The organism is Pseudomonas sp. LABIM340, assembly GCF_040017195.2.
Lineage (GTDB): Bacteria > Pseudomonadota > Gammaproteobacteria > Pseudomonadales > Pseudomonadaceae > Pseudomonas.
The window spans coordinates 821,313-837,480 of sequence record NZ_CM200227.1; the positions used below are offsets into that span (position 1 = coordinate 821,313).

The window sequence follows — 16,168 nt, forward strand, 5'->3', positions numbered from 1 at the left end:
TTACTCGGGATTTTCGGGGGAGGGAGGGAGACTCCAGCGTAGAACCCCGGCGCGCGCCGCGCCGGGGGATTTGTTGCGACTTGCTGCCGCTCAGGCGGCCGCCTCGCGGCCGAGCAGGATGAAGATGCGGTAGGCGGCCACCGTCAGCAGCAGCTGGAAGAACCCGCTCAGCGAGTGCAGCACGACGCTGAGCACCGGCGCGTCCCGGCCGGCGTCGGCGATCCAGCCTTCGGCGATCCAAACCGGCGCGAGGATGGCCAGGGAGGTCATCAGCAACAGGAAGAAGTGCCCGGTGGTCAGCGCGAAGCTTTCGCGCATCGCGTCGATGGGCGAGCGGCCGCGCTGCACGAGGAGGAATTCGGCGAAGGCCAGCTTGATCATCACGAAGATGCCCGGCAGCACCATCAGGTACAGGCCGATCACGATCAGCAGCGAGGTGATCGCCGAGAGCAGGGCGAAGGCCGGCCACAGCCGCAGCGCCGCGCTCCACAGCTCGCGCACGCTGCGCTGCACACCGTCGCCGGTGTCGATCATGAACAGGATCAGGCTGGCGGTGTAGATCGGGTAGAACACCAGGCCCGCGGCCATGCCCCAGGGCGCGAAGTTCTGCGGGCCGGCGGCGACGTTGATCTGCTGCTGGACCAGCGTCTCGATGACGATCCAGGGCAGGCACAGCGGCACCAGGATGCCGAGGTGACGGGAGAAGAAGAACCAGGTGTCGCGGAGGATGGAAAGGGGATTCATCAGTAACCCGATACTGTCCGAGGGCTTCGACTCTAACTTAAGCAAACCCTCAGCTGAAGACGCCAGAATTCTGCGACCGGAACTTGTTTTTTTCCGACTTGATCCAATGTTTCAGTCAGCAATGATTCACCCGCAGCGATCCACCCGCTCATTTGAGGCCTGCCATGAATTCCGAAGAGCAATCCCTGATCGATGGTCTGTTCACCCGCCTGCGTGATGCGCAGGCGCAGACCGCGCCGCGCGACGCCGATGCGGAGGCGCAGATCAACCGGCACCTGGTGCAGCAGCCGGCCGCGCCTTACTACATGGCCCAGGCGATGCTGATCCAGGAAGCAGCGATCAAGCGTCTGGACCAGCGCGTCAAGGAACTGGAAGCGCAGCAGGCCAGGGCGCAGGAGCAGCGCCCAAGCAGCGGCGGCTTCCTCGCCGGGTTGTTCGGCGGCGGCCAGAGCCCGCAATCGCGCCAGGAACAGGCGCAGCAGCGCCCGGACGGCTGGGGCCAGACGCGCTTCTCGCAACCGGCCGGCGGCAACGCGACTTACGCCAACAACCCCGGCGCCAGCAATCCGAACGACTTCAGGCCCGCCCAGCCTGCGCCAGCAGCGCCTCAGGGCGGCGGCTTCATGCGCGGCGCGCTGCAGACCGCTGCGGGCGTGGCTGGTGGCGTGATGGTGGCGGACCTGCTGACCAGCATGTTCCACCACAACCAGCCGCAGGAAATCGTCGAGGTGATCCAGGAACAGCCAGTGCAACCGGAGCCGTCCAGCTTCGACGACGGGCGCGGCGATGACTCGTCCCTGGGCGGCGACCGCTATGCCGACAACGGCTTCAACGATGCGAATTACGACGACAGCGGCAGCTTTGGCGACGATTCGAACTTCTTCGGTGACGACGACGGCGACCTGTTTAGCTGAGCCGAATGCGGGGTCATCCCGCCCGCCGGGACTGGCGGGGGCGCGCCGCTGTGCCGATAATGCGCCCCCGCTGTTCGAGTCCCGGAGTCACCGTTGAAGACCATCGCCCTGTTCGCCGACGTGCAGAACCTCTACTACACCGTGCGTCAGGCCTACGGCTGCCACTTCAACTACGCCGCGCTGTGGGCCGAGCTGAGTGCCCAGGGCACCATCGTCCAGGCCTACGCCTACGCCATCGACCGTGGCGACGCCAGGCAGCAGCAGTTCCAGCAGATCCTGCGCAAGCTCGGCTTCACCGTGAAGCTCAAGCCCTACATCCAGCGCGCCGACGGCTCGGCCAAGGGTGACTGGGACGTGGGCATCACCATCGATATCCTCGACGCCGCGCCGAACGTGGACGAGGTCGTGCTGGCCTCCGGCGACGGCGATTTCGACCTGCTGCTCGACCGCGTCCGCGCCGGCGGCACCGACGCCACCGCCTACGGCGTGCCGGGCCTCACCGCCCAGGCGCTGATCCGCGCGGCCAGCCGCTACGTGCCCATCGAAGGCGCTCTGCTGCTGCGCTCCTGACCCTTGCGGCTACAATGCCGCCCATTCCGAATCGTTTCTGCGAGCGCTCCATGACCTTCGCCAATCTCGGCCTGATCGATCCCCTCCTGCACGCCCTCGACGGGCTCGGCTACCAGAACCCGACGGCGGTGCAGGCCCAGGCCATCCCGGCCGTGCTCAAGGGGCGCGACCTGCTGGCCGCCGCCCAGACCGGCACCGGCAAGACCGCCGGCTTCGCCCTGCCGCTGCTGCAGAAACTGCTGCAGGAAGGCCCGCAGGTGGCGGCCAACTCGATCCGCGCGCTGGTGCTGGTGCCGACCCGCGAGCTGGCCGAGCAGGTGCACGAGAGCTTCCGCGCCTATGGCCAGCACGTGCCGTTGCGCACCGCCGTGGCTTACGGCGGGGTCAGCATCAACCCGCAGATGATGAAGCTGCGCAAGGGCGTCGACGTACTGGTGGCCACGCCCGGCCGCCTGCTCGACCTGTACCGGCAGAACGCCCTGAAATTCACCCAGTTGCAGGTGCTGGTGCTGGACGAGGCCGACCGCATGCTCGACCTCGGCTTCGCCCGCGAACTGGACGAAGTCTTCGCCGCGCTGCCAAAACGCCGGCAGACCCTGCTGTTCTCCGCGACCTTCTCCGATGCTATTCGCCAGATGGCCCGCACCCTGCTGCGCGACCCGCTGACCATTGACGTGGCACCGCGCAACACGGCGGCGAAGACGGTGAAGCAGCACCTGCTCACCGTCGACAAGAAGCGCAAGGCCGAGCTGTTCCTGCACCTGCTGCGCGAGCAGGGCTGGCGCCAGGCGCTGGTGTTCGCCAAGACCCGCAAGGGCGTCGACGAGCTGGTCGACCTGCTGCTGCGCGAAGACATCCGCGCCGACTCGATCCACGGCGACAAGCCGCAGCCCTCGCGCCTGCGCGCTCTGGCGCGGTTCAAGGCCGGCGAGGTGGACTTCCTCATCGCCACCGACGTCGCCGCGCGCGGCCTGGATATCGAGGAGATGCCGCTGGTGGTCAACTTTGACCTGCCCATCGTCCCCGAGGATTACGTGCACCGCATCGGCCGGACCGGCCGTGCCGGCGCCAGCGGGCAGGCGATCTCGCTGGTCTGCGCCGATGAAGTACAGCAGCTGGCCGCCATCGAGACGCTGATCGGCCAGACCCTGCAGCGCCAGGAAGAGGACGGTTTCGAGGCGGAGCACCGGGTGCCCGTCACCGCTCCGGGTGGCCAGATCACCAAGAAGCCGAAGAAGCCCAAGCAACCCAAGGTGCCCGAAGGCAAGCCGGGCAAGGTGCACCTCGGCTCGCTGCTGGACGACAAGCCGCAGGTCAAGGCGGTGCGCAAGGCGCCGGGCTTCGGCCTCGGCGGTAAACCGGCCGCCGGCAAGCCTTCTTCCGGCAAATCCTCCGCCGGAAAGCCGGGCGGCAAGGGCGCTCGCCGGCCCTGAGCCGATTCGGCGCGCGCCTGCTTCATCGCGGTGCGCGCCAGAGCCTGAATCAGCCGCTGTCTTCAGGCGCGGCGGGGTCTTGCGGGGTGTGGCGCAAAAGCTGCATTTCCGTGTGGAATCCCGAACGCCTATAGTGTGCCCATCGCGCACACAACAAGAACGACAGCCCATGCGCCACAAGGAACTCAAAGCCTGGACCGGCGGAGTCGCCCACCTGCTCCCGCTGGCCGCCGGTCGTCCGCGCCTGCTCGGCCTCAGCCAGTGGCTGCAGCAGGTCTGCGCGGTGGATAACTTCGTGCTCTTCGTCTACGAAGGCAACCACCGGCCGCTGGACCTGTTCGACACCTTCCCGGCCGACGTCCGCCACGTCTACGTCGAGGACTACCAGGTCGGCCCCTACCTGCTCGATCCCTTCTACCTCGCCTGCACCCGCCAGCAGGCGCCGGGGCTGTGGCGCCTGCGGCAGTTCGCGCCGGACCACTTCTACCTGGGCGAGTACTACCAGACGTATTACCAGCAGACCGGCCTGACCGAGGAGATCGCCTTCTTCATCGACCTCGCCGACGGCGCCACCGCCGTGCTCTCGCTGATGCGCAAGACCTCCAGCCCCGCCTACAGCCGCGATGAGATGCAGCTGCTGGAGTGCGCGCGGCCGGTGGTCGAGCAGGTGGTGCGCGAGGCCTGGGAACTGCGCCGCGCGCAACCGCGCCCGGCGCAGGACCTGGACTACCAGATCCGCGAGGCCTTCGACCAGTTCGGCGCCCAGTTGCTCACGCCCCGCGAGCAGGAGATCGTCCAGCTGCTGCTGCGCGGCCACTCCAGCGCCTCGGTGGCCGAACAGCTGGACATCAGTCCCGGCACGGTGAAGATCCACCGCAAGAACATTTACGCCAAGCTCGGCATCGGCAGCCAGTCGGAGCTGCTCGGGCTGTTCATCCGCGAACTCGCGGGGCGCGATGCGGCGGGTGGGATGCTGGCGGTTGGCTGACTGTAGGGCGAATAACCGTTCACGGTTATCCGCCGTTGTCTCTGGCTGCGTTGCTCGTGGCGGATAACCTGTTCCAGGTTATGCGCCCTACAGTCATCGGAAGCTCCGGGCGCCCATTGTAGGAGCTGGCCATGCCCGCGATCGCGCGCATGGCGCGCTCCTACAGGGAGAGTCAGCGCGCGCACCGGGCGATCCAATCCCGACATCTATCCCCCGAGGGATATATACACCCCGAAAGCCCCGTTGCTAGCGTGAGCCCCAACAAGAACAAAGTGGGAGCGCGCGGTGATGGAGAGCGGTCAGGACTTCGATATCGAATTCCGCAACGTGGTCAAGCGCTACGGTAGCGTGCCGGCGGTCAACGGGCTGAGCTTCAGGGTGAAGCGCGGCGCCTTCCATTCCTTCCTCGGCAGCTCCGGCTGCGGCAAGACCACCACCCTGCGGATGATCGCCGGCTTCGAGCAGCCCAGCGAAGGCGAGGTGTTGCTGGCGGGCAAGGCGGTGGCCGGGGTGCCGGCGCACCAGCGTGCGGTGAACATGGTGTTCCAGCATTACGCGCTGTTCCCGCACCTGACGGTGGCCGACAACATCGCCTATGGCCTGCGCTACCGCACGCCGCGCCCGGACCGCGCGCAGCAGCGCCGCATGGCCGACGAGGCGCTGGAGATGGTGCGCCTGTCCGGCTTCGGCACGCGCAAGCCCCACGAGCTTTCCGGCGGCCAGCAGCAACGCGTGGCGCTGGCCCGCGCGCTGGTGAACAAGCCCACCGTGCTGCTGCTCGACGAGCCGCTCGCCGCACTCGACCGCAAGTTGCGCAAGGAGATGCAGTCGGAGCTGCTGCGCCTGCAGCGCGAGGTCGGCATCACCTTCGTGCTGGTTACCCATGACCAGGAAGAAGCGCTGTCGATGAGCGACAGCATCAGCATCATGAAGGACGGCCTGATCATCCAGACCGCCACCCCCGAGGCGCTCTACGAAACCCCGGCGAGCCGCTACGTGGCCGACTTCATCGGCGAGTCCAACCTGTTCTCCGGCACCGTGCGCCGCCTCGACTCCGGCCGCGTGGTGCTGGGCACCCCGGCCGGGCTGGAACTGAGCAGCCCGCCGACGCCCACCGGCCCCGCGCTGGCGCCCCAGGCCGAGGGCTGCATCGCGGTGCGCCCGGAGCTGGTTGGCATCGCTGCCGCCGATTCGGACCTGCAGCGCGAAGTGCGCCTGAAGGGCCGCGTCGAAGACCGCATCTACCTGGGCAACCTCACTGAATACCGCGTACGCACCGACGCTTTCGGCATCGTCTGCGTGCGCGTGCCGCGCAAGGCCGGCGGCGAGGCGGAAGCCTTCGAGCATGGCGCGCCGGTGCAGGTCGGCTGGAACCAGGCCAGCGGCCTGGCCATGGCCCTTTGAGTTCGACGATCCAACCATAACGACAATCAGCAGACAGGCGGGGAGTGACGATGGACAAGAAGAGCTTCATCAAGACGATGCGCAGCTGGGAAAACGGCTCTATCACGCGGCGCGATTTCCTCGGCAAGACCGGCCTCGGGCTGGCGATGGCGGTGGTCGCTGCCAACACTCCCGGCCTGCTGAGCGGCAAGGCCTACGCAGCCGAAGGCAGCAACATCGGTGACCGCCTGGCCCTGGCCACCTGGCCGAACTACCACAGCCAGGAAAACTTCGACGCCTTCGCCAAGGCTACCGGCGCGCGGGTGCAGATGAACGTCTTCGGCTCCAACGAGGAGATGCTCGCCAAGCTGCAGGCCGGCGGCAGCGGCTGGGACGTCTTCGTGCCGACCAACTACACCATCAGCACCTACGTGCAGCTCGGGCTGATCGAACCGCTGGAACTCTCGCGTATTCCCAACTTCGACCCCAAGGCCTTCGAGGAGCGCTTCATGGCCCAGGGCACGGTGGACGGCAAGGTCTACGCGGTGCCGAAGAACTGGGGCACCACCGGCATCGTCTATGACGCCAGTCGTGTGAAGGACAGCCCGGATTCCTGGAAGCAGTTCTGGGACCTGACATTGACCAGCGCCTCGGGCCGCACCATCGTCCATGACTACCAGCTCACCGCCATCGGCAACGCGCTCAAGTACTACGGCTACAGCTTCAACTCGCTGGACCCGAAGGAGCTGGCCGAGGCCGAGAAGCTGCTGATCCAGGCCAAGCCGCACCTGTTCGCGATCAACTCCGACATCCAGCCCTCGCTGCGCAACGGCGACGCCTGGATGGCCATGGCCTGGACCGGCGACGCCTCCCAGCTGCACCGCGACAATCCGGACATGACCTTCGTGCTGGGCAAGGAAGGTGGCGAGATCTGGAGCGACTTCTTCGCCATTCCCAAGAGCGCCGAGCACCGCGATGCCGCCTACGCGTTCATCAACTACCTGCTCGACCCGCAGCACAACAAACTGGAGGTGCTCTCCCACGGCTACCCGAGCGGGGACAAGCGCGTCGATGCGCTGCTCTCCAAGGAGATGCTCGACGACCCGATCATGTACCCGGCGGCCGAGCGCCTGTCGCCGCTGGAGTTCGGCGCCGCGGCGACCCTTACCAGCCCGGCGCGCGCCGAACTGATGGCGCGGTTCAAGGCTGCCTGATCGGCAATTCTGGCGCTTGTGCGGAATGCGGCGGATAACGCTGGCGCGTTATTCGCCCTACCGCGAAGGTCCGTTCCATGCGTAGGGAATCGAACATGAACATCGCTGTCAGCGCCCCGTTGCCGCAGACCCAGGCGACGCCCAGCGCCTCGCGCGCAAAAAGCCTCGGCCGGCGCGTCACGCTCCTGCTGCTGTTGCCGTCCACCCTGTGGTTCCTGCTGCTGCTCCTGATGCCGCTGGTGATCATCCTGGTCTTCAGCTTCGGCGAGCGCAGCGCCGTGGGTGGCTACGGCGGCGGGCTGACGCTGGAGAACTACCTGAACCTCGGCTCCCGCGCCCAGGCCTTCTGGAACACCCTGACCCTGGCGCCGCTGGGCACCCTGGCGTGCCTGCTGGCGGCCTACCCGCTGGCCTACTTCCTGGCGGTGAAGGTGCAACGCAACAAGTCGCTGCTGCTCACGCTGGTGATCGTGCCGTTCTGGACCAGCTTCCTGATCCGCACCTACGCCTGGATCTTCCTGCTCAGCGGCCGCGGCATCCCGGCGCTGCTGGAGACCTTCGGCATCGCCGATGTGCGCCTGATCAACACGCCCTACGCGGTGCTGATCGGCATCGTCTACGGCTACCTGCCGCTGATGGTGTTCCCCATCTACGTGACCCTGGAGAAGCTCGACAAGCGCCTGCTGGAAGCCTCCGGCGACCTCGGAGCGAGCGCCTTCGAGACCTTCCGCCGGATCACCCTGCCGCTGTCCGCGCCCGGGGTGATCACCGGGGTGATGCTGGTGTTCATCCTGCTCATGGGCGAGTTCCTGATCCCGGCCATTCTCGGTGGCGGCAAGGTGTTCTTCGTCGGCAACGCGCTGGTCGACCTGTTCCTGCAATCGCGCAACTGGGCGTTCGGCAGCGCGGTGGCGATGACCCTGGTGGCGATGATGCTGGTGATCATCGGCGTCTACCTGAAACTCGTGGCCCGTTACGGCGGCTCGCGCAACGACGGAGTGCTCTGACATGTGGCTGCGCAGTTACTCCACCTCGGTCTACCTGTTCCTCTACGCGCCCATCGCGCTGATCATGCTCTTCGCCTTCAACGCCGGGCGCAGCGGGCTGAGCTTCCAGTGCTGCTCGGTGCAGTGGTTCGGCCGCGCCTTCGACAACCCCTTCATCATGGAAGCCCTGGGCAACAGCGCGCTGATTGCCCTGTGCTCGGCGCTGATTGCCACCCTGTTCGGCACCCTCGCGGTGTTCGGCCTGCAGCGGGTCGGCAAGCGCGTGCGCCTGCTGTTCGACGCGCTGACCTACTGCGCGATCATCGTGCCGGGGATCGTCATCGGCATCGCCACGCTGATCGCCTTCATCACCCTGTTCGACGTGCTCAACCCGCTGCTGGCACTGCTGGACATCGGCCTGCCGAAACTCAACATGGGCTTCGGCACCGTGGTGGCGGCACACTCGCTGTTCACCATGGCGCTGGTGATGGTGATCGTCCGCACCCGCGTCGAGGCGATGGACAAGTCGCTGCTGGAAGCCTCCGCCGACCTCTACGCGCCGCCGCTGGACACCTTCTGGCGGGTGACCCTGCCGCAGATCGCCCCGGCCATCCTCGCCGGCTTCCTGTTGGCGTTCACCTTCAGCTTCGACGATTTCATCATCGCCTTCTTCGTCGCCGGCTCCGAGACCACGCTGCCGATCTACATCTTCTCGTCGATCCGCCGGGGCATCACGCCGGAGATCAACGCCATCTCCACGGTGATCATCTGCGCCTCGCTGGCGCTGCTGTTCACCTCCCGCTACCTGCAGAACCGCCGCACCGGCGTTCAGGCCGCCTGAGGGCCGCCTTCAAGGAGACTCGAGGATGCGTGACCAGCTCTACATCAACGGGCAGTGGGTCAGGCCGGACCTGGGCGGCCGCTTCACCAGCTTCGACCCGGCCACCGGCCAGCCCCTGCAGGAAGTGCCGGCGGCTACCGAGGAAGACGTCGACCACGCCGTGCGTGCGGCGCGCACCGCGTTCAATCGCGGCTGGGGGCAGAGCCGAGGCAGCGAGCGCGCCGAATGGCTGGAGGCGCTGGCCGGGGAGTTGGAGCGCAACCAGGATTCACTGGCCGAACTGGAGGTGCGCGACAACGGCAAGCCGCTGCCCGAGGCGCAGTGGGACGTGGCCGATGCCATCGGCTGCTTCCGCTACTACGCCGAGCTGGCGCGGGAGCTGGATCAGCGCCAGGACCAGTTGCTGGCGCTGCCCGACGAGCGCTTCCGCTGCCGCATCCGCCAGGAGCCGGTGGGCGTGGCGGGGCAGATCATCCCCTGGAACTACCCGCTGCTGATGGCGGCGTGGAAGGTCGCGCCGGCCCTGGCGGCGGGCGCCACCTGCGTACTCAAACCCTCGGAGCTGACGCCGCTGAGTGCGCTGGAACTGGCCGCCGCGGCGGACGCCGTGGGCCTGCCGGCAGGCGTGCTCAACGTGCTGCCGGGCCTCGGCGCGGAGGCCGGCGGGCCGCTGAGCCAGCATCCGGGTGTGGACAAGCTGGCCTTCACCGGCAGCGTGCCGACCGGCTCGCGGATCATGTCGGCGGCGGCCCAGGACATCAAGAACGTCAGCCTGGAGCTGGGCGGCAAGTCGGCCTTCATCGTCTTCGACGACAGCGATGTCGAGGCGGCGGTGGAGTGGATCCTGTTCGGCATCTTCTGGAACCAGGGCCAGGTGTGCAGCGCTACCTCGCGCCTGCTGGTGCAGGAAGGCATCGCCCCGCGCCTGATCGAGCGGCTGGTGGAAGCGACCCGCGCCATCACCATCGGCAACGGCCTCCAGCCGGGCGTGCTGCTCGGTCCGCTGGTCAGTCAGGGGCAGCACGAGAAGGTGCTCGGCTTCATCGACAAGGGCCGCGCCGGCGGCGCGCGGTTGCTCACTGGCGGCAAGCGTCCGGCGGGACTGGACGAGGGTTGGTTCATCGAGCCGGCGATCTTCGACGAGCCGGCCGAGGATGCGCTTATCTGGCGCGAGGAAATCTTCGGCCCAGTGCTCTGCGTGAAGCGCTTCAGGACCGAAGCCGAGGCCCTGCGCCTGGCCAACGACAGCCGCTTCGGCCTGGCCGGCGCGGTGATGTCGGGCGATCCGCAGCGTGCCGCGCGGGTGGCCGACGGGCTGCGCGCGGGGATCGTCTGGGTCAACTGCTCGCAGCCGACCTTCACCCAGGCGCCCTGGGGCGGCATGAAACACAGCGGCATCGGCCGCGAGCTGGGCGTGTGGGGGCTGGAGAACTACCTGGAGGTGAAGCAGGTGACCGAGTACATCTCGGATCAACCGTGGGGCTGGTACCTGAAATGACCGCTCCTGAACGTCAGACTCGTAGGGCGCATAACGCGTCAGCGTTATCCGCCGTCATGGCAACGGCGCATAACCCGTTCCGGGTTATGCGCCCTACGTACTGTAGGAGCGGGGGACTCAGTCGAGGTTATGCCCGATCCGCCAGAGCACGCCGCTCGGGTCGTGCAGGGTGAAGTCGCGCATCTTCCACGGCTGGTCTTCCAGCGCGCCAAGGCGCACGCCGTAGCGCTCGGCAAGGCCGGAGTCGCGGACTCTCGCGTACCAGGCGTCGGCGTCTTCCACCAGCAGGTGCAGCATCAGGTTCTCGGCGAACTCCCTGACGTAGTAGTTCTGCAGCAGGAAGGCGCAGTGGTCGCCATGGTGGAAGTAGGCAAGCTCGTCGGAGTTCCACGGCGAGAGGAATCCCAGGTCCTTGTAGAACTGCTGGGACAGCGCGAAATCGCGGGCGGGGACGAAGACTTTCAGTTCAACGCTGGCAGTGCTCATGGGCAACCTTCCTGGTTAATGCGTGAGCAGGCTTTCACGACGGCAACGGAGCAGGCCGCCTCTGGCGGGCGGCTGGCCGCGAGTCTAACTCAGAGCTGGCGCTGCATGTAGCGACTGCCGGCCACGCCCGGCAGGGTCGAGGTGCGCTCCACTTGTACGCTGAAACCCAGCCGCTCGTAGAGCGCCTGGGCCTTGGGGTTGGCCGTCGAGACATCCAGCGCCGCCATGGGCAAGCCGCTGCGGCGGCCGATCTGCAGGAAGTGGTCGATCAGCTGGCTGCCCAGGCCTTCGCCGCGCAGCGTCGGCATGACGCCCAGGTGCGCGAGGTACAGGGTCTTGCGGGGCGGCGGGCAGATGATCTTTTCCAGTTGCAGACCGCGACGGATCACGCCGGCCGAGCCCACGCCGAAGTAGCCGAGAATCTGCCGCGTGGCCGCGAGCATGTAGCCCAGGTTCACTTCGCCGCCAAATACCGTGCCGGCCGCCACCACCTGACCGTCCTGTTCGCCGACCCAGTGCTGGCGCCAGCCGAACTGCCCGCCACCCTGGGCGAAGGCGTAGCGCAGGAAGTCCTCGGCGCTGTTGCGGCCGGGGCGGGCGAAGGCATAGTCGAAGGCGTCGGGGCCGGAGCTGTAGATCAGCGGGACGGCGGCGTCGACATCATCGGGACGGGCGCGGCGGAAGGTCAGCGGCATGCAGGCGACTCCTGGGTGGGAGTCGAGAATCTAGCACCATGGTTCCATAAAGTGCAGAGCTCAGCCTTGCCTTTCTAGCCAACGCAATGCGCCGAGCCCGGCGGCGCGGCCGCTGGCGAAGCAGGCGGTGAGCAGGTAGCCGCCGGTGGGCGCTTCCCAGTCGAGCATCTCCCCGGCACAGAACACGCCCGGCAGCGCCTTGAGCATCAGTTGCTCGTCCATCGCCTCGAAGGTTACGCCGCCGGCGCTGCTGATGGCCTCGTCCAGCGGACGCGTGCGCACCACGGTCAGCGGCAGTGCCTTGATCAGTTCGGCGAGGCGCTGCGGGTCGGCGTAGTCGGCGGCTGTGGACAACTCGCGCAACAGCCCGGCGCGCACGCCGTCCAGCCCCAGACGACCGCGCAGGTGGTTGGCCATGGACTTGGAGCCGCGCGGCTGGGCGACGGCCTTGGCGACCTGTTCCAGGCTGCGGTTGGGCAGCAGGTCCAGGTGCACGGTGGCGCTGCCGGTCTGCCCGATGCGCTCGCGGATACCGGCGGAAAGCGCATAGACCAGACTGCCTTCGATGCCGCCGGCGGTGACCACGAACTCGCCCTGGCGCGGCGTGCCACCGGCCAGCGCGAGCGCCACCGGCTTGACCGGCGCGCCGGCGAACTTGTCGCGGAAGAACTCGCTCCAGCCGGCCACCTCGAAACCGCAGTTGGCCGGCCGCAGCGGCGAGATATCCACCGCGCGCTCGGCGAGCAGCGGCACCCAGGTGCCGTCCGAGCCCAGGCGCTGCCAGCTGCCGCCGCCGAGGGCCAGCACTGTCGCGTCGGCGCTCAGGCTGCGCTGGCCGTCCGGCCCGTCGATCAGCAGCGCGCCGTTGGCGTCCCAGCCCTGCCAGCGGTGGCGTGTGTGGATGATCACGCCGGCTTCGCGCAGGCGCTTGAGCCAGACGCGCAGCAGCGGTGCGGCCTTCATGTCGGTGGGGAAGACGCGACCGGAGGTGCCGACGAAGGTCTCGATGCCCAGGCCATGAATCCACGCGCACAGCGCCTGGTTGTCGAAGGCGTCGATCAGCGGCGCGAGGGTTTTCGCGCGCTGGCCGTAGCGTGACAGGAAGGGCGCGCGCTCCTCGGAGTGAGTGATGTTCATGCCGCCCACGCCGGCCAGCAGGAACTTGCGCCCGACCGAGGGCATGGCGTCGAACAGCTCCACCTGTACGCCAGCGCCGGCCAGGACTTCGGCCGCCATCAGGCCGGCAGGGCCGCCGCCAATGACGAGGGCGGTGCGGGAGGCGAGCGGGTGGGAATCGGTCATGCAGAGGGCCAGGCGAAGGAGGGCGGGAAGGGGCGCAATTCTAGCGCAGGGGCACTGGGCGCCGGTTGCTCATTTTTTGCCCAGCTGGCCCGGAGCCGGCGGGGGCGGGCGTGTCAGCTGCTTTCCCGCAGCTTATCCACAGGCCGCTCCACAGTTGTCGTGGAAAACCACGGGAGGTGAGGAAAAGCCGTTTCGATCCCGGAATGGTAGGGGTTGCGAGAATTCCTACAGGGGATCGGGATTGCGCCGATGTTGGCGCTTTTGTGAATCCATCAGCATGCGGGCCTCTTGCAACCTTGGTCCGACTGTCGATGAAAGTCCGTGATTACCTACGCTCCCACGAGGCCCACCTATGGGTGGAAGGCAGCGACACCCGCGTGCGGGTGAATGGCCTCGATATTGTCATCCGCAGCCTCCCCAGCGATGAAATCCGCGCGCTGCTCAACGAGGCTGTGGCCCACATGGTGGTGCGCCTGAACAAGAATCTGCAGGGTTCGAAACAGAAGTTCGAGCAACGCGTGCTGGAGTTGCTGTCGATCCAGATCGCGCTGCACAACCTCTACGTGTTCACCAACTGGAGCCGCCTGCTGCCGCGCTACCTGCAGTATGCAGGGCCATTGCGCGCCCAGGAGCTGCTGCTGCACCACGTGCCCGAGCAGGTGATGCGCTTCTGCGAAAAACACTACGCCGCGGATTGCCGGCCACGCGCCGCCGCGCTGCTGGGCTTCTCCGATCACGAGATGATGCGCTGGGAGCAGCAGCGCCTGCCCACGCGCATGGACACCAACAACGCGCGCTACCGGTCCAACTGAAACTCGCGCGCCACCCGCGCGGCGCTGTGGTGCAGGATACCGTGGCGCCGGGCCAGCGCGTGGCGGTCCTTGTCGTAGCCGCCACCGATTACGCCCACCACCGGGATGTCGCTGGACAGGCAGCGGCGGATGACGTGCTCATCGCGCGCCGCCAGTCCCGCATCGGTGAGCTGCAGATAGCCCAGGGCATCGTCCTTGTGCACGTCCACGCCGGCGTCGTAGAGCACGATGTCCGGCTGGTACAGCGGCAGCAGGTAGTCCAGCGCGTCCTGTACCACCTTCAGGTATTCCGCGTCGCCCAGGTGCAGCGGCAGGGGAATGTCCCAGTCGCTCTGCGCCTTGCGCGCGGGGAAGTTCTTCTCGCAGTGCAGGGACACCGTCACCGCATCCGGCACGTTCTCCAGGATGCACGCAGTGCCGTCGCCCTGGTGCACGTCGCAGTCGAAGATCAGCACGCGGCTGGCCTTGCCGCTTTCCAGCAGGTAGAGGCTGATCACCGCCAGGTCGTTGAAGATGCAGAAGCCCGAGGCATGGTCGTGGTGCGCGTGGTGCGTACCGCCGGCGAGATGGCAGGCCAGGCCGTGCTTCAGCGCCAGTTCCGCGCTGAGCAGCGAGCCGCCTACCGCGCGCACCGTGCGGCGCGCCAGGGCTTCAGTCCAGGGCAGGCCGAGGCGGCGCAGCTCCTCGCGGCTCATCTCTCCGCTGCAGTAGCGCTCGATGTAGTCGCGGTCGTGGGCCAGGGCGAGGACGTCCTGCGGGCAGAGTTCCGGGCGCAGCAGTTGCGCGTCTTCCACCAGGGCGCTGTCCACCAGGTGGTCGCGCAGCAGGCGGAACTTCTCCATGGGGAAGCGATGGTTGTCCGGGAAGGGCGGACTGTAGTCGTCGTGGTAGACCAGGGGCAGCGGCATGGTGTCGGCGGATCGGGATTGTGCTGCACAGGGTACGTCGGCGCGATGCGCAGACGAAAGGGCCGGCATTGCGCCGGCCACTTTTCATTCGAGCCCGCGTTTTCAGCCTTCGTTGGAGAGGGCGGTGTCGCGTCGCGCGCTGCGGCTGGTGGCCATCGAGATCGACCACAGCACGAAGCCGCCGATGGCCAGCAGGCTGCCGACCCAGCCCGGCGAGGTCCAGCCGTAGCCGGCCGCCAGGGCCAGGCCGCCGAGGTACGGGCCCAGCGCGTTGGCGAAGTTGAAGGCCGAGTGGTTCAGCGCCGCGGCCAGGCCCTGGGCATCTTCGGCGACGTCCATCAGGCGGGTCTGCAGCACGGTGCCCAGCGCCCCGCCGAAGCCGACGAAGAACACGCAGATCGAGATGGCCCAGATGTTCCCTGCGGTGAACGGGAAGATCGCCAGCACCACCGCGCTCCACACCAGCAGGCCGCCGGCGGTGGGCATCACGGCGCGGTCGGCGAGTACCGGGATGAACAGGTTGCCCAGGGTCATGCCGATGCCGAACACCGCCAGGATCAGCGGCACGATGCTCGGCGAAACGTGGGTCACCGCGCCGAGGATGTCGGCCAGGTAGGTGTACACCGCGAACAGTCCGCCGAAGCCGATGGCGCCGATACCCAGGGTCAGCCAGACCTGGCCGCGCTTGAGCGCACCCAGCTCGCGCAGCGGGCTGGAGTCCGGCTCGGCGGGCGAATAGGGCGCCAGCAGGCGCACGCAGATCATGGTCAACACGCCCAGCGCGGCCACCAGCGCGAAGCTCCAGCGCCAGCCCACGGCCTGGCTCAGCCAGTTGGCCAGCGGCACGCCGATGATGGTGGCGACGGTGAGGCCGAGGAACATCCGCCCGACCGCCACGGTGCGCCGGTGCGGCGGCACGATGGAGGCGGCGACCAGCGCGGCGATGCCGAAGTAGGCGCCGTGGGGCAGGCCGCTGATGAAGCGGAACAGCAGCATCCAGTGGTAGGTCGGCGCCAGGGCGCTGAGGCCATTGCCGACGGCGAACAGCGCCATCAGCAGGACCAGCAGGGTACGCCGCGGCAGACGCGCGCCTAGCACTGCCAGCAGCGGCGCACCGACCACCACGCCCAGGGCGTAGGCGCTGATCACGTGGCCGGCGGTCGGGGCATCGATGCCCAGCGCCGGGGCGAAGTAGGGCAGCAGGCTCATGGTGGCGAATTCGGTGGTGCCGATGGCGAAGCCGCCGACAGCCAATGCGAAAAGCACCAGGGCCGTACTGCGTTGCAGTCCGGTGGTGGAGGTCGTCATGGGAGTTCCTTGGTCTTTTTTGAGGTGCGCCCTGGCGGCGCGGCTGTCTGCGTGAGCACGGTCAAGGCAGTGACCGACAGCGAAGG

The 16,168-nt window shown here is 67.6% G+C and carries 16 protein-coding genes; 10 read left to right on the forward strand and 6 right to left on the reverse strand.

Annotated elements, in window-relative coordinates; genetic code table 11:
- Nucleotides 1-90: 90 nt before the first annotated feature.
- Complete coding sequence (locus ABKS89_RS04050; RefSeq protein ID WP_348589674.1) at nucleotides 91-744, reverse strand: YciC family protein; 654 nt, start codon at nucleotides 742-744, stop codon at nucleotides 91-93.
- A 164-nt stretch (nucleotides 745-908) separates the two neighbouring features.
- Between ABKS89_RS04050 and ABKS89_RS04055 the strand changes: the two genes are divergently transcribed.
- The 9 genes from ABKS89_RS04055 to ABKS89_RS04095 all read left to right on the forward strand — a co-directional run bounded on the left by ABKS89_RS04055 (nucleotide 909) and on the right by ABKS89_RS04095 (nucleotide 10,571).
- Nucleotides 909-1,658 (forward strand): DUF2076 domain-containing protein, encoded by a 750-nt coding sequence (locus ABKS89_RS04055; RefSeq protein ID WP_348589673.1) that lies wholly within the window; start codon nucleotides 909-911, stop codon nucleotides 1,656-1,658.
- A gap of 93 nt (nucleotides 1,659-1,751) precedes the next feature.
- On the forward strand, nucleotides 1,752-2,228 hold the full coding sequence (locus ABKS89_RS04060; protein ID WP_138212058.1) for a LabA-like NYN domain-containing protein: 477 nt from the start codon (nucleotides 1,752-1,754) through the stop codon (nucleotides 2,226-2,228).
- 50 nt (nucleotides 2,229-2,278) lie between these two features.
- Entirely contained in the window at nucleotides 2,279-3,661 is a 1,383-nt protein-coding gene (gene rhlE1, locus ABKS89_RS04065; protein WP_348589672.1) for an RNA helicase RhlE1, read from the forward strand.
- Between the two features lie 169 nt (nucleotides 3,662-3,830).
- Nucleotides 3,831-4,649 (forward strand): helix-turn-helix transcriptional regulator, encoded by an 819-nt coding sequence (locus tag ABKS89_RS04070; protein WP_348589671.1) that lies wholly within the window; start codon nucleotides 3,831-3,833, stop codon nucleotides 4,647-4,649.
- Between the two features lie 288 nt (nucleotides 4,650-4,937).
- Nucleotides 4,938-6,053, forward strand: a complete 1,116-nt coding sequence (locus ABKS89_RS04075; protein ID WP_348589670.1) for an ABC transporter ATP-binding protein — start codon at nucleotides 4,938-4,940, stop codon at nucleotides 6,051-6,053.
- 50 nt (nucleotides 6,054-6,103) lie between these two features.
- On the forward strand, nucleotides 6,104-7,246 hold the full coding sequence (locus tag ABKS89_RS04080) for an ABC transporter substrate-binding protein (protein ID WP_348589669.1): 1,143 nt from the start codon (nucleotides 6,104-6,106) through the stop codon (nucleotides 7,244-7,246).
- Between the two features lie 95 nt (nucleotides 7,247-7,341).
- The gene (locus tag ABKS89_RS04085) at nucleotides 7,342-8,253 is read left to right on the forward strand and encodes an ABC transporter permease (protein WP_138212063.1); all 912 of its coding nucleotides are present in this window, start codon (nucleotides 7,342-7,344) and stop codon (nucleotides 8,251-8,253) included.
- A 1-nt stretch (nucleotide 8,254) separates the two neighbouring features.
- On the forward strand, nucleotides 8,255-9,073 hold the full coding sequence (locus ABKS89_RS04090) for an ABC transporter permease (RefSeq protein WP_138212064.1): 819 nt from the start codon (nucleotides 8,255-8,257) through the stop codon (nucleotides 9,071-9,073).
- 25 nt (nucleotides 9,074-9,098) lie between these two features.
- Nucleotides 9,099-10,571: an aldehyde dehydrogenase family protein gene (locus tag ABKS89_RS04095; protein ID WP_348589667.1), complete on the forward strand. Its 1,473-nt coding sequence runs from the start codon at nucleotides 9,099-9,101 to the stop codon at nucleotides 10,569-10,571.
- Nucleotides 10,572-10,688: 117 nt separating this feature from the next.
- Here ABKS89_RS04095 and ABKS89_RS04100 read toward each other — a convergent pair whose 3' ends face one another.
- From ABKS89_RS04100 to ABKS89_RS04110, 3 genes are all read right to left on the reverse strand, one after another.
- Complete coding sequence (locus ABKS89_RS04100; protein ID WP_348589666.1) at nucleotides 10,689-11,057, reverse strand: VOC family protein; 369 nt, start codon at nucleotides 11,055-11,057, stop codon at nucleotides 10,689-10,691.
- Nucleotides 11,058-11,146: 89 nt separating this feature from the next.
- Nucleotides 11,147-11,752 carry a GNAT family N-acetyltransferase gene (locus tag ABKS89_RS04105; protein WP_138212067.1) on the reverse strand — a complete coding sequence of 202 codons (606 nt, stop codon included), beginning with the start codon at nucleotides 11,750-11,752 and terminating at the stop codon, nucleotides 11,147-11,149.
- 60 nt (nucleotides 11,753-11,812) lie between these two features.
- A complete protein-coding gene (locus tag ABKS89_RS04110) occupies nucleotides 11,813-13,054 on the reverse strand; it encodes a TIGR03862 family flavoprotein (RefSeq protein WP_348589665.1) in 1,242 nt (413 codons plus the stop codon).
- Nucleotides 13,055-13,365: 311 nt separating this feature from the next.
- Here ABKS89_RS04110 and ABKS89_RS04115 point away from each other — a divergent pair, with 311 nt between their 5' ends.
- On the forward strand, nucleotides 13,366-13,866 hold the full coding sequence (locus tag ABKS89_RS04115) for a hypothetical protein (protein ID WP_171039334.1): 501 nt from the start codon (nucleotides 13,366-13,368) through the stop codon (nucleotides 13,864-13,866).
- On the opposite strand, the gene ABKS89_RS04120 is transcribed toward ABKS89_RS04115, so the two are convergent.
- Both ABKS89_RS04120 and ABKS89_RS04125 read right to left on the reverse strand, forming a co-directional pair.
- Nucleotides 13,851-14,774: a histone deacetylase family protein gene (locus tag ABKS89_RS04120; protein ID WP_348589664.1), complete on the reverse strand. Its 924-nt coding sequence runs from the start codon at nucleotides 14,772-14,774 to the stop codon at nucleotides 13,851-13,853. The genes ABKS89_RS04115 and ABKS89_RS04120 overlap by 16 nt on opposite strands.
- Nucleotides 14,775-14,876: 102 nt before the next feature.
- A complete protein-coding gene (locus ABKS89_RS04125) occupies nucleotides 14,877-16,082 on the reverse strand; it encodes an MFS transporter (protein WP_348589663.1) in 1,206 nt (401 codons plus the stop codon).
- Nucleotides 16,083-16,168: the final 86 nt, after the last annotated feature.